The 12,912-nt window shown below is 65.2% G+C and carries 8 protein-coding genes and 1 pseudogene; 6 read left to right on the forward strand and 3 right to left on the reverse strand.

Annotated elements, in window-relative coordinates; genetic code table 11:
• Positions 1-177: 177 nt before the first annotated feature.
• Positions 178-4,062 carry a chromosome segregation protein SMC gene (smc, locus tag BGC09_RS00515; RefSeq protein ID WP_069801237.1) on the reverse strand — a complete coding sequence of 1,295 codons (3,885 nt, stop codon included), beginning with the start codon at positions 4,060-4,062 and terminating at the stop codon, positions 178-180.
• A 354-nt stretch (positions 4,063-4,416) separates the two neighbouring features.
• On the opposite strand from smc, the gene BGC09_RS00520 reads away from it, so the two are divergent.
• The 4 genes from BGC09_RS00520 (at position 4,417) to BGC09_RS00535 (ending at position 8,264) form a co-directional block, all read left to right on the forward strand.
• Positions 4,417-5,109: a hypothetical protein gene (locus BGC09_RS00520; protein ID WP_069801238.1), complete on the forward strand. Its 693-nt coding sequence runs from the start codon at positions 4,417-4,419 to the stop codon at positions 5,107-5,109.
• Between the two features lie 251 nt (positions 5,110-5,360).
• Positions 5,361-6,677, forward strand: coding sequence for an SLC13 family permease (locus tag BGC09_RS00525; protein ID WP_069801239.1), 1,317 nt, complete (start codon positions 5,361-5,363; stop codon positions 6,675-6,677).
• A gap of 142 nt (positions 6,678-6,819) precedes the next feature.
• Complete coding sequence (locus BGC09_RS00530) at positions 6,820-7,323, forward strand: universal stress protein (protein ID WP_069801240.1); 504 nt, start codon at positions 6,820-6,822, stop codon at positions 7,321-7,323.
• Positions 7,324-7,847: 524 nt separating this feature from the next.
• A complete protein-coding gene (locus BGC09_RS00535; RefSeq protein WP_069801241.1) occupies positions 7,848-8,264 on the forward strand; it encodes a response regulator in 417 nt (138 codons plus the stop codon).
• Positions 8,265-8,287: 23 nt separating this feature from the next.
• Here BGC09_RS00535 and BGC09_RS00540 read toward each other — a convergent pair whose 3' ends face one another.
• Positions 8,288-9,328 (reverse strand): methionyl-tRNA formyltransferase, encoded by a 1,041-nt coding sequence (locus BGC09_RS00540; RefSeq protein WP_176728806.1) that lies wholly within the window; start codon positions 9,326-9,328, stop codon positions 8,288-8,290.
• Positions 9,329-9,392: 64 nt separating this feature from the next.
• On the opposite strand from BGC09_RS00540, the gene BGC09_RS00545 reads away from it, so the two are divergent.
• Together BGC09_RS00545 and BGC09_RS00550 are read left to right on the forward strand one after the other, a co-directional pair.
• Positions 9,393-9,719 (forward strand): oxidative damage protection protein, encoded by a 327-nt coding sequence (locus BGC09_RS00545; RefSeq protein WP_069801243.1) that lies wholly within the window; start codon positions 9,393-9,395, stop codon positions 9,717-9,719.
• A pseudogene (locus BGC09_RS00550) lies at positions 9,716-11,131 on the forward strand (CUAEP/CCAEP-tail radical SAM (seleno)protein); the annotation flags it as partial. The gene BGC09_RS00545 and the pseudogene BGC09_RS00550, both read left to right, overlap by 4 nt.
• A gap of 206 nt (positions 11,132-11,337) precedes the next feature.
• Here the strand turns inward: BGC09_RS00550 and BGC09_RS00555 are convergent.
• The gene (locus BGC09_RS00555) at positions 11,338-12,654 is read right to left on the reverse strand and encodes an ATP-grasp domain-containing protein (RefSeq protein ID WP_084657784.1); all 1,317 of its coding nucleotides are present in this window, start codon (positions 12,652-12,654) and stop codon (positions 11,338-11,340) included.
• Positions 12,655-12,912: the final 258 nt, after the last annotated feature.

Genomic DNA, 12,912 nt, shown 5'->3' on the forward strand with positions numbered 1-12,912 from the left:
GCTTGACGTCAGGTATAATAGCATAGCGTAGCCGCTCCTGTCAAGAGGCAAATTGCAGTGGGGGAAAAACTGGGAGAGGAGGCTGGGGCCGGGGCCACTGCCCTTTCTGGGTGGTGGAGCGGCTCCGGCCTCTCCTCGTTGCTGCCGAGGCGTGGGCAAGAAGACCGGCTGGTTTGTTCAGCCTGAGCGCTGGCGAGCTACCACGGCCTCTGCTTCGCTCAGGCGCAGTGAGGCCAGACGAGAAACGCTGTCACTGCCCATTGAGACGCCGTAGATGGCCTGAGCGGCGGTCATCGTTACCCGGTTATGGGTAATGACGATGAACTGAGTGCGCTCGGCCAGGCGCTTGAGGATATCGCAGAAGCGCGAGACATTGGACTCGTCGAGGGCGGCGTCGACCTCGTCCAGGAGGCAGAAGGGTGGCGGATTGATTTCCAGGAGTGAGAAGAGCAAGGCCGCCGAGACCAGAGCGCGCTCACCGCCGGAGAGCAGGGAGAGATCCTGCACCTTTTTGCCGGGGGGCTGGACAATGACCTCGACTCCGAAGGGGAGGCCGCTGCGGGCTGTGTTGGAGGCATCCTCTGAGGGAGGAGTCTCTCCGTCCTCCTCAGCGCTGTGGCCATTGCGGGCTGCCTGGCCACCTCCCCGGACCTGAGAGCCGCCGGGGGAGCCGTTGGTGGCGGAGTGTCCTCCAGAGCCATCCGGGGAGCGATCTCCTCCCTTGCTGACGACCAGTTCCAGACGGGCCTGGCCGCCGTTGAAGAGGGTCCGAAAGTGCTCGCGGAAGCGAGCATTGACGGCCTCGAAGGTGGTTTCGAACTGGCGCGTCATGGTGGCATCGAGCTGGCTGATGATAGTGTGGAGTTGTTCGGCGGCCTGTTCCATGTCGGCGATCTGGGAGCTGAGGAACTCGAAGCGCTGCCGCTCCTCCTCGTACTGACGTGGGGCATCGGGATCGCAGCCCCCAAGGGCCTTGAGGCGGCTGCGGGTCTGCTCGATCTGGCGACGGAGGCGGCGCAGCGTGGCCTCTTCATCGCGCTCCTGGCCGTCGCCCTCGGCCCCGGCTGGTGCGAGCTGGGGGAGAAGCTGGGCTAACTCCTGGGGGTGGCTCAGGCCCAGGTCCTCCTGGAGCTGACTCTGCAGGGCTTCGAGGGCATCGCGGGCCCGTTGGCTCTCCAGCAGGCAGCGTCGATAGAGAACCTCGCACTGACCGTGCGCCTGACGCAGCGTGGTCAGTTCCTGCTCGCTGGTCGTGAGCCGTTGCTCTAGTTCGCGCAGGGCCTGCTCGTGCTGCTGGACGAGTAGCCCAGCCTGCCGGGCCTGCTCACGGGCCTGGGACAGCTCGCTCTGCTGACGAGCGATGCTCTCGCGCAGGCGCTGCTGCTGCTCTTCGGCCTGGCGCAGGCGGAGCTGCTGCTGCTCAAGCTGGGTGCGCAGCTCCTGTTGCTGTTCCTGCACCTCTGCTACCTGGCGCTCCAGGGTCTTGGCTTCCTGGCGTTTGACGGCCATCTGAGTGCGTAGGCGACCCAGCTCCTCCTGCTGGCGACGATAGGAGGCGGCGCGCTCCTCGACCTGGGCCTGCAGCTCCTCAACCAGGCCCTGGAGCTCCTGCTGGGCCCGCTCGTGGGCCTGCACTCGCTCGCGAGTGGCCTGTACCTCCTGTTCCAGACCAGCGATTTCTGCCGCGAGCTGCTGCTCGACCGAGGTAGCCAGCTTCAGCTCGGTCTGGAGCCGCTCCTGCTCACGCTCGCTGTGGGCCAGCGCCCGGCTTACTTCCTGCAGGCGGGCTGCGTTTTTCTGCACCTCGCGCTCCAGGGCAGCCTGTTCGGCGCGTCGTCCTTCCTGCGCGCGCTGGATCTCGCTGATGAGGCCATTGAGGCGGTCGATATGGGCCTTCTGGCCCTCAAGCTGAGCCGGCAGCTCGCGTAGCTCGCGCTCATAGTGGAGAAGACCCCCTTGTTGCTCTCCCTGGGCGTCGCCGCCGCTCAGCCAGCCCGCCTGCAGCGAAAGCACTGCGCCTTTGCGCGTGACCAGGGCACGTAAGGGCCGCCCGGCCCAGGCGGTGAACGTCTGTGTCTGGGCAAGGAGCTGGGAAGCGGTGGTCAGGTCTTCCACCAGCAGAACGCCTGCCAGCAAACGGTAGCAGAGCGGCTGGTACTGATCTTCACTCTCGACCAGTTGCCAGGCCAGCCCGAGCACTGCCTGGCGTAGGGTGGGCGACTCCTCAAGAAGCCGCTGCAGAGCAGCCCGCTCTTGCTCGGCTTGGGGGGGAAGAGCGGGAGAAGCAGGAAGGCTGCCAGCGGGGGGTAGCTCCTCGTGAAGCCAGAGGAGCAAGGCGCGCCCGGCACGGCTGCGCTCCAGGTAGGCCAGGCAGTGCTCGGCCTCGGCGCGTGTTGTGACCACCACGCCTTGCAGGGCCTCACCGAGAGCGGCTTCGATGGCGCGCTCCAGTCCGGCGGGTGCCAGAACCAGGCGCGGAAGGGGGGCGAGCAGGCCCGGTACCTGCTCGCGCGGAGCGCGAAGCAAGGCGCGAACGCCCTCACTATAGCCGCTGAGATCGCGCTGCCAGGTGCGTAGCATGGCCAGACGGTCGGCCAACGAGCGGCGTGTCCGCTCGGCCTCGGCCAGCAGCCCCTTGAGGCGTTCCAGCTCCTGCTGAGCCTCCTGGAGGCTGCGCTGGAGCGCCTGTTTGCGCTGCAAGAGCTGCTGCTCCTCGTCGCGGGCCACTTGCAGTTGTGAGCGTTGCTCGGCCAGTCGCGTCTCCAGGGAACGCAGCGCCTGCTGCGCCTGGGCCAGTGCCTCGCGGCGCGCCGCCAGCGTGCGATTGCGCTCGCCCAGATGTTTCTGCTGGCGCCCCAGCTCGGTCTGGGTGGCGCCCAGCCGGGCCTGTGTCTGGATGAGGTCGTTCTGGGCAGCACGCAGCCGGCGCTCGTCCAGCTCGTAATCCTTCTGGGCGCGGGCGACCGTAGCCTCCAGGGAAGCCAGGGCCTGGGCTGCTTCGTCGAGGGCATCGCGGGCCTGTTCGCGGGCCTCCTCCAGATCGGTCAGGCGCTGCTGAGTGGCGATGAGGCGCTCGCGCAGCTGGCGCTCTTGGCGCTGCTGCTCTTCGCGCTGCCGCTGCAGGCCAGTCACCCGCTCCTCAGCAACGGCCAGCTCGCGTTCCAGACGCTGGAGCTGGCCGTTGGCCTCGCCGGCGGCCCGGCGAGCGGCGCTGATCTGTTGCTGGGCTGCTTGACGCTGGAGGAGCAGGTCAGCGCGCCGACGTTCGGCCTCAGCCACGTTCTGCTCTAGTTGCTGCAAGCGGGTGGCCTGTTCGCTCTCGGCGGTCTCGGCGCGCGTGGCAGCGGCCTGCAGTCGCCCCCATTGGAGGTGATACCAGGAGACCAGGGCCTGACGCAGCTCGTCCTGCAGCTGAATATACTCTTGGGCACGTCTGGCCTGCTCTGCCAGCGGTCCAAGGCGTGGCTCGATCTCGTTGACAATATCGTGAAGGCGTTGCAGGTTGCCCTCGGTCTGGCGCAGGCGCTGCTCGGCCTCTGCGCGCTGCACCTGGTAGGGGCGAATGCCGGCAGCATCCTCGAAGAGGCTGCGCCGCTCTTCGGGGCGCAGGCTCAGGGCGGCATCGATGAGGCCCTGCCCGATGACGGTATAGGAATCGTGACCGATGCGTGCCTGCGCCAACAGCAGCAGGACGTCCCTGAGACGTACTTTCTGCTTGTTGATCAGATATTCGTTCTCGCCAGAGCGGTAGCTGCGCCGCGTGACGGTGATCTCGCTGTACTCGGAGGGCATCCAGCCTGTGCTGTTGTCGATGGTCAGCGAGACCTCGGCCATGCCGAGGGCGGCTTTGCCATGCCCGCCGGCAAAGATGATATCTTCGCTCTTCCTGCCCCGGAGCTGGCGCATGCTCTGCTCGCCAAGGACCCAGCGAATGGCGTCAGCAATGTTGGACTTGCCGGCGCCGTTCGGCCCGACGACGGCGGTGATGCCCGGGCTGAATTCGAGGCAGGTGCGTGTTGCAAAGCTTTTGAAGCCAAGTAGCTCCAGACGCTTCAGATACACCGCTTGTTCCTGGTTTGTAGTACCACGGTTGGCTCGTGTGGTGTGTCCCCGATGATACCATAGCCGTGGGCCTGCCGTCGAGAGCGAGCGCCGGTCAGGGAGGCAATGAGTGAGTGAGCAATCAAACAAACAAGCAAGCTTATAAACAAGCTGGCAAGGGCAGACAGGGTGAAGGTGGTGGGACCTCTGGCGGCGCCGGTGGTGGTGCTGCTCTCCACAGCGGGCTTCCATGCGATATACTGTTCTCTATAGACCCGCGTCCGCGGGATGGCCTGCACTTGTGGAGGGGTGCTCGTGCGCGCGTGGTGCGCGAGTAGTATCACTGCCGTTTGATAAGAAGGAGTGCCGGGAGAGATGCTGCGCTGGTTGATCTGTCTGACGGGGTTGCTGGTCGTGGGCCTGGGGCTGGCGGTAGGCTGGCAATCGCACCAGGTTGCGTACCGCAGTAGCGGGCGAGCGGCAATTGCCCATTATCTGTCGGACCCGCAGACCCACGAGGGATATCTGCAGCTGGAAGGCAGTCCTACGCTCTATCTGCTCAGGGAGCAGGACTTTACGCCGCCTATCAAGGGGACGGCCACGCTCAAGGATCTGATGCTGGTGGCTGTGCTCTACCGTCCTGACGAGAGCACGGCGATTGATGTGCGCGCCCGGCTGGGAACCCATCTGGTTGGTTCGGCGTATGCTGTGGTGGCCGTAACGCTCTATGACCTGAATGGGGCCGTGACACAGAAGTTCACCAGCGCGCTCTACCGCCAGTATCCCCAGGGCTTTTACGAAAACGACTGGCCGCTGGGAGGGGGAGTGAGCCTGCTGGGGCTGCTCCTTCTGCTGGGGGGAGGGGTGAGTCTGTGGAGGCGGCGCGGGGAGCGAGGAGGTGGGCCGCAGACAACGCCGGGGCAGAAGACCCGGTCAGAGGGGCCAGCCCTGGCGCCGTTGGGGCCAGCGCTGCGCCTGCCGACCAGGCCAGGGCCAGGAGCGTCGGGCAGCGGTCACTCAGGTTTGAGGCCGCCCTCGGGACCCTCCTCGTTAGGGCGGCGGTCCTGAGTGCAGGGCCTGGCCTGGCTGGCTTGACACTGAACCTGGCTGTCTGCTATCCTGCAGGCAGAGGCACTACGGGCCGATGGCGAGCAGGAGGGAGCCAGCGTCTGAGCGCGGTGAGGCTGTGGCGAAGCTGTGGGCCTCGTCGGTGACCTTCTCAGACCTGAGCAGGGACAGAGGCCGCCCACTGGGGGTGTCGTTTCTCTCTCCCTGGGTCTGCTGGCTGCAGTCTCCTGGCTCACCCCTGGCAGGCGCGCATGTTCTTACTCTTTCCACTGCCGGCGCTCACCCGGACACTTCTGACAGCGCTGATCGCCTTGCTGACGCTGGTCGGTATCATGACACGGCCCTTTCGCTGGAACGAGGCGCTGATTGCGCTCTCCGGTGCGGTCCTTCTGTTGCTGCTTGGGCTGATCAGTCCCGTGACGGCACTGCAGACGCTGCTGGGCGATTGGAACGTCTTCCTCTTTTTTCTGGGCATGATGGCCTTATCCGCCTTCGCCGATCAGGCTGGCCTCTTCGACTGGCTGGCGATCGTCGCGGCGCGTCTGGCCCGACGGAGCGCGCGCCTGTTGCTGCTCAACGTCTTTCTGCTCGGCAGTCTCATTTCGATGGTCCTGTCGAACGACGCAACAGCGCTCATTCTGACCCCGGTGGTCTACACGCTGGTCACGCGCCTGCGACTGCCGGTGATCCCTTTTCTCTTTGCCTGTACCTTCATCGCTGATACGGCCTCCTTCCTCCTGCCGGTGAGCAACCCCATCAATATTCTGGTCCTTTCCCGCTTTCAGCTTGACCTCTGGACCTTTGTGCGACTACTCTGGTTGCCGGCGCTGGCAGCGATTGCCATCAACATCGGAGTCTTTTTCTGGCTCTATCGTCGGGAGGTGCGAGGGAGTTTTGACCCGAAGCGTCTCCCATCGGCCCAGGAGGCGGTGAAGGAGCCGGGCTACTTTCGCTACTGCTGCCTGGTGCTGGGAGCAGTAGCGGTGGCCTATGTGGTGGCCTCGGCCAGCGGCTTCCCGCTCTCCTGTGTTGCCCTGGCGGGGGCAGCGCTCTTGCTGGTGGGGGCGTTGCGCTGGCGGCAATTCAGACCACGCGCGCTGGCTGGTCACATCTCCTGGTCGCTCTTCGGCTTTATTGCAGGCATGTTCGTCATTGTCCAGGCCGTTGAAGGGACAGGTCTGACGCGCCTGTTTGGCGAACTGCTGCTGCGTCTGTCGGGAGGCAGTGCTCTGGGGGCCGTGCTGGTAGGAACGCTGGGGGCAGCGCTGGGGACGAATCTGATCAATAATGTGCCGATGGCGGTGGTGCTGAGTGCCTCGCTGCAGGCGCTCCACGGGCAGCTCTCGCCGGCGAGGCAGCTGGCTTTTGTGGCGGCGACCATCTTCGGCTGTGATCTGGGGCCGAATCTGACGACGGTCGGTTCGCTGGCGACCGTGCTCTGGCTCCTGATCCTGCGCCAGCGCCAGCTGGACGTCTCGGGTCTGGACTACTTTAAGGTGGGCATCCTGGTAACGCCCCTGATGCTGCTGGTCGGGGCCCTGCTGATCTGGCTGCTCCTGCCAACGTGATCCTGTTGCGACAGCTGCGCTTCCCCCCCTCCCTCCCTCTCTCCCTCCTTCCCGCTCTCTCCTTCAGCGCACGAGGAAGGGGGGGGAGCGCTGGTAGTGGCGACCTGGACTGCTGGAGTGCAAGAAACGGAGGTGTTGTGCTGTGTCTGCTGTGCGTGTGCTCTGTTGCCTTGACGGGGTGAATGCCGAAGTGTTGGGCCAGGCGCTGACCCGGCTGTGGCCGCTTGCTGGCGACCAGCTGCAGCTGGGCCTCCTCTATGTTAGAGACACGCGCCCGCTAGGAGAGCTGGAACGCAGGCGAGAGCGCTTCCTGCGCCCTCCTCATCTGCCACCGATGCGTCAGGAGCAGCTGCGGCAGGCTGAGCGAGAGGCGGCACAAGAAATTCTGCAGGAAGGAGCGCGCTATATGCGGGGGGCGGAGCTGCTGCAACGCGAAGGCAGGGCTGAGCAGGAGATTGTGCGCTGCGCCCAGGAGTGGGGGGCCAGCTTGATCATCCTCTGTGCCCGTTCGCCGCGGAGCGGGGGGGGACCTGAGCAAGGGCCGGCTTCGGTAGGCCGGGTGGCGCGCTTTGTCCTGGACCATGCAGGCTGTCCCGTCTTACTGTTGCGCGGACGGCTCCCCGCCGAGGCCACGGGGGCATCCTGAACGCGCTTCACAGCTGCACTGCTCCCCCGCGCCAGCTAGCATCTCTCTGGTCAGCCCCCCCTGCTTCGTCTTGAGCGGGCGGCTGCACGGGCTGCTTTCTGGGCTGCCCGCAACGGTGAGGCAGTGGCTGAGGCTGAAACAGCCTGTGCCCGCCGGGCGTGAAAGACTCTGGCGGCCTCTTCCCTCCAGCCGAGTCAGGTCAGCAGCAGTCAGCCAGCCAGGGGCCAGGGTCTCCCTCCCCCGAGGGTACCAGGAGGTTAGGAGGCTAGAGTCGCTGCTGGGAGGGAGCCGGGCTGGCTTGCGCAGTGACCTCTGCCGGAGGAAGTGGCTCTAGAAGGATTGTCTGCGCGTGATATAATCGTAAAGCGTTCGGAAATTTCGGTCACTACCGAAATAGGGCGCACCATTCCGGGCGAGAAGAGCCAGCACAGATGGCGCCACTCCAGCATTGGCCCCCCGGGGAGTGGCAGGCGATCCGCGCAGCCCGAGGCTCTTGCGCCATGCAGTGATTGTGAGATGAGCCTATGTCACACAAGCGTGAGGAGCAGCAGCCGGAGGAGAGAGCCGGGGCAAAAACGATACTCATTGTGGAAGATGACGACGGCATCGGCGCCTTCCTGGTCCAGGCAATTTCCCAAGAGACTCCGCACCGCGTGCTGCTGGTCCACGATGCCTTCCAGGCGCTCAAGGCGGTGCGCTCGATCAGGCCCGGACTGCTGATTCTCGACTATCAGTTGCCGGGGATGAACGGCCTTGAATTGTTCGACCAGTTACAGGCAATGGAGGATCTGGCCGCGATCCCGACCATTCTGGTCAGCGCGCGTTTGCCGGAGCAGGAGATTCGCCAGCGCCAGATCGTGGGGCTGAGCAAGCCCTTAGAGCTGGATGAACTGCTGGAGACGATCGAGCGGCTGCTTGGGGGTGACCCTGCCTCGCGCTAAGAGGGCCGTGCCAGTTCCCTTCCTCAGTCCTGGTCTGGCCTGGCCCTGCTGCCCTCGGTCATGGCAAGGCGCAGGTGAACGAGGCCGCTGCTGCAGCGAAGCAAGCGCTCGGTTGCTGACAGTGGAGTAGACGGAGGGGCGAAAGGGCGCCCTTCCTGGGGGTCCCACCACTGCAGCGCATCGCTCACCAGCAGCATTTCCTGCTGGTCCGAGACCAGGAGGGGGCCAGCCCAGGAAGCGACACCTCGAATAAAGTTGTAGACGTGGCGAGCCTTCCAGCGCCAGGCCGGCACGTGCAGATCCTCCGGTGAGGGGGCAGGTCGATAGCTGCCGTGCTGCTCATCCTGGGGTTCAGGTGCTGCCGTTCCCTGGGCGAGGGCCTGGACAGCGCGCACCAGAAGCTGGGCTCCGTGTTCGGCACAGCGACGTTCTAACTCCGCATAGCTGATCCCATCGGGCACACTGATCCGTTCCTGAGCCACAATCGGCCCGGCGTCCAGGCGTTCCTCGACCAAGTGCACGCTGACTCCTGTTTCACGCAGTCCCTCGCGAAAGACCCAGAACAACGGTTCTGGTCCGCGCAGGGCTGGCAGCAAAGACGGATGGAGGTTGACAGCGCCCAGGCGGGGCAGGGTCAGCAGAGAGGTGGGCAGGCGGCGTGGGAAACAGGCTATGCAGAGCAGATCGGGCTGGTACGAGGCCAGGGTGGCCCGCGTCTCCTCGGCCTGTAGACGAGCAACCTCCCAAACGGGGAGGCCGGCCCCGAGGGCCAGGGTCACTGGTGATGTTGTCAGGGAGCTGTTGACAATGGGCAGCAAAGGGCGGGCGCCGCGTTGCCGGGCAGGGGCCAGCAGAGGACGCAAAGGGGGACGGGGTGGGACCTGCTGGAGCTGGCTCGGGAGCGTGGGAGGAAGCGGTGGAGCGGGCACTACCAGTGCACAGACAGGAATGCCGGCCTGGAGGAGGGCCTGCAGTGGCAGAGCCGAAAAGATCCCCTCCATGCCGAAGAAGAGCACGCGCGGTCTCCCTGGGAAGGGAGCAGAAGGATCAAGCGTATTTGACATTGTTCTCAGCATTGGATACCATGTAGCCAAACAGCATTTTCAGGGAAAGCGTGGGGTATCTACCATGCCACGAATGGTCAACTGTGTCAAGCTGGGTCGTCAGCTCCCCGGGCTGGAGAAGCCGCCGATGCCGGGCGAGCTGGGCCAGCGGATCTACGAACAGGTCTCCGAGCAAGCCTGGCGCCTGTGGGAGACCCAGCGCACGCTGCTGATCAATCACTACGGTCTCAACCTGGCTGATCCCGAGGCACGCAAGTTCCTGCGCGAGCAGATGGAGGAATTCTTCTTTGGCGGCCAGGAAGAGCAGAAGCCAGAGGGCTGGGTGCCCGAGGACGCCGGGGTTGGCGTAGGGCCAGGGCGAAAAGGCGGCGGGCCAGCGCGCAAGAAATGAAAGCTCCTGGTGCCATTCTCTTGCTCTCCTGCTATGAGCTGGGCCATCAGCCCCTGGCTCTAGCCTCCCTGCAGGCCCGTTTGCGCGAGGCCGGCTATCAGCCCCGGGTGATCGATAGTGCGGTCGAGCCGCTCAGCGAAGAAGAGATCCGGGCAGCTCGTCTGGTGGCTATCTCTGTGCCCATGCACACAGCCCTGCGTCTGGGGGAAGTGCTGGCGCGACGCATTCGGGCCGCTCATCCCCAGGCTTATCTCTGCTTCTACGGCCTCTATGCGCTCCTGAACGCGGACTACCTCTTGCGCGAGGTAGCCGACGCGGTGCTGGGAGGCGAATATGAGGAGCCGCTGCTGGCGCTGGTAAGGGCCTTGGAGCGGGGGGAGGAACAGCCAGAGGTGCCAGGGGTAGGCACACGTCAGCAGCCCGCGGGAGCCTGGCTTCGGCGTCCGGCTTTCGTCGTGCCGCAAAGACAGGGTCTGCCGGAGCTGCAGCGCTATGCCCGGCTGGAGTGGAACGGCCAGTATCGGCTGGCAGGCTATACCGAGACGACGCGCGGCTGTAAGCATACCTGCCTGCATTGCCCCATCACCCCAGTCTACCGTGGGCGTTTCTTTGCCGTCCCCCAGGAGGTGGTCATCGCCGATATTCGCGCCCAGGTGGAGCAGGGGGCAGAGCACATCACCTTTGGTGATCCAGATTTCTTCAATGGCCCGACCCATGCGCTGCGCATCGCGCGGGCGCTGCACCGCGAGTTCCCGACGGTGACCTTCGACGCCACGATCAAGATCGAGCACTTACTCAAGCATCGTCACCTGCTGCCGGAGCTGCGCGATCTTGGCTGTCTCTTCGTTGTTTCTGCCGTAGAGTCGCTCAACGATGAGGTACTGCGCCATCTGCGCAAGGGGCACAGTGCTGCGGATGCGGTAGCGGCCTTTGAACTGATGGAAGAAGTAGGGCTGACCCTACGTCCGTCGTTGCTGCCCTTCTCGCCCTGGGAGACCCTGGAGAGCTATGTAGCGCTGCTCGATTTCTTTGAGGAGCGCCATCTGGTGGAGCAGGTGGACCCGGTGCATTTCTCCATCCGGCTGCTCATCCCTCCCGGCTCTGCCCTCTTGGAGAGCGAGGGCCGGCCCGGCTGGCTTGGTGAGCTGGATGAGGCCGCCTATAGCTACCGCTGGCGCCATCCCGACCCACGCATGGATCGCCTGCACGAGCGAGTGGCGGCTCTCGCCGAGGAGGCGGCTCAGCTGGGGAGCAATCCCGTCGAGACCTTTTTCCGGATCAAAGCGGAGGCCCTGGCCGCCTGCGGGCGTCCCTTCGACCGCGAGGCGGCCCTGCAGCGCTATGGGGTAGCCAGGAGACCGCCGCGCCTGACCGAAAGCTGGTTTTGCTGCGCAGAGCCGACCCAGGGCCAGTTCGGCTTCAACTCTTGTTGTGGTCCCGCGCGCCAGGAACAGAGCGCCGCGGCGGCATCGAGCGGTTGCTGCAGCGTAGGAACCTGAGCGTAGCAGATCTGCCAGACGAAGCGCGCCGTGCCCGCTCGGCCTATCCGGTCGTCTTGGCCGGGCCGAGCGGGGTGCGTGCAGAGGTTGCCAGGCTGCAGGTGGTGTCAGGGATGGGGTCAGGTGAAGACAGTAGTAGTGAGTACGGGGAGCTCGCGACGAATATCGAAGCGCAGGCAGCGATGGGCCGCGCGCAGGGCCTGCTCTACGGCAGCGGGAGACTCTCCCCGGGCGAAGATGAACCCCAGGTAGCTGGCGCCCTCTGGCAGCGGGACCAGCGGGTTGTTCAGGGGCGCAGTGATCTCCACCCCCGTGATGAGCGGGACCTGTTTGGCCTCCTCGATGCCCTGTACGCCCTTGAGGATGCCGGCCCGAGGGATAGGGATCATCATGACGCCGGCGGCCTCCGGGCGGCGCTCCAGCGAGGGCAGTTTTCTGCCCAGGGCGTGCCGTAGGATCAGCTCCTCCAGACACATGCCTGCGCCGAACTCCAGGATCGTCGAACACAGTCCCCCAATTGATCGCCCAGCGATCTCCAGCATCCACGGCCCCTGGTCATTGACGCGCAGCTCGGCATGGGCCGGACCTTCGCGCAAGCCGATCGAGGCCGCGGCCCGTTCGACACAGGCGCGGATGGCCTCCTGGACAGCGGGGGGCAGGCGCGAGGGGGTGACATAGATGGTCTCTTCGAAGAATGGCCCATCGAGCGGATCGGGCTTGTCGAAGAGCGCCAACACCTGCAGGTGTCCAGCTGTCAGCAGCCCCTCCAGGGCCACCTCGAAGCCCGGAATAAAGTCCTCAACCAGGAAACCAGTAGTTGCTTCATCGAAGCCCTCAGCGAGCACAATGCGCTTGAGGCGATAGAAGGCCCTCACGAACTCCTCGGGCGTATTGGCCCGAATGACGCCACGGCTGCCCGAGAGACGCAGGGGTTTGAGCACGCATGGATAGCTGACCGTGCGCGCCACAGCCGCGGGATCGGCGGTCAGTGGAAAGTGGCGGAAGACTGGGCAGGGAACGCCCCCAGCGGCCATGCGCTGGCGCATCAGATACTTATCACGCGCCGCCTCGGCAGCGGCGGGCGAGTTGCAGGGCAAGCCCAGGGCCTCACTAGCCAGAGAGGCCAGCTCAACGGCGCTATCGTCTACCGAGAGCACAGCCTGCAGCGGGTGCTCCTGGGCGAAGGAGACGATGCGCTGTACGGCCTCCTCCGGCGCTTTGAAGTCGAGGGGCAGAACCCTTGGCGACGGGCTGGTCGTCAGGCCCGGCGGTGTATCCAGTCCGACGACTACCTCCAGCTCCAGCCGGCGAGCGGCGCTCATGAAGGCTCCTCCCCGATAGGTCGCGGGGGTCATCAAGAGGAGGACGCATTGAGGCACAGCAGTCGGTGGTTGCGAGGGCAGCGATGGGTGTCGATGCAATGGCTGATTGTTCATGGCAGACGTCATCTCTTTATCACAGACAGAGCAGGCAGCTCATGTTCACAGCAGAGGCAGCTGGTCCGCTCTCGACCGCCTCGAACGTGTTGCCAGCAGACCTGACTGAGCGGTCTGCTGCTCGCTGGCCCAGTGGGGCCTGGCGAGGCAGGGCGCCGTTGCCCGGCGCAGGGCACTCGAATCCGCGGTGCTCCTCTGGCATTATAGCGCAACCGGGCCAGCCAGCGACAGGGGGCACCTGGCCCTGGTCAGAGAGAG

Source organism: Thermogemmatispora onikobensis, assembly GCF_001748285.1.
Classification (GTDB): Bacteria; Chloroflexota; Ktedonobacteria; order Ktedonobacterales; family Ktedonobacteraceae; genus Thermogemmatispora; species Thermogemmatispora onikobensis.

What these genes read in the sequence shown, in the direction of transcription:
- BGC09_RS00520 (WP_069801238.1), top strand. Translation starts at nt 4,417, where the DNA reads ATGCTGCGCTGGTTGATCTGTCTGACGGGGTTGCTGGTCGTGGGCCTG.
- BGC09_RS00525 (WP_069801239.1), top strand. Translation starts at nt 5,361, where the DNA reads ATGTTCTTACTCTTTCCACTGCCGGCGCTCACCCGGACACTTCTGACA.
- BGC09_RS00535 (WP_069801241.1), top strand. Translation starts at nt 7,848, where the DNA reads ATGTCACACAAGCGTGAGGAGCAGCAGCCGGAGGAGAGAGCCGGGGCA.
- BGC09_RS00540 (WP_176728806.1), bottom strand. Translation starts at nt 9,328, where the DNA reads ATGTCAAATACGCTTGATCCTTCTGCTCCCTTCCCAGGGAGACCGCGC.
- BGC09_RS00545 (WP_069801243.1), top strand. Translation starts at nt 9,393, where the DNA reads ATGCCACGAATGGTCAACTGTGTCAAGCTGGGTCGTCAGCTCCCCGGG.
- BGC09_RS00555 (WP_084657784.1), bottom strand. Translation starts at nt 12,654, where the DNA reads ATGAACAATCAGCCATTGCATCGACACCCATCGCTGCCCTCGCAACCA.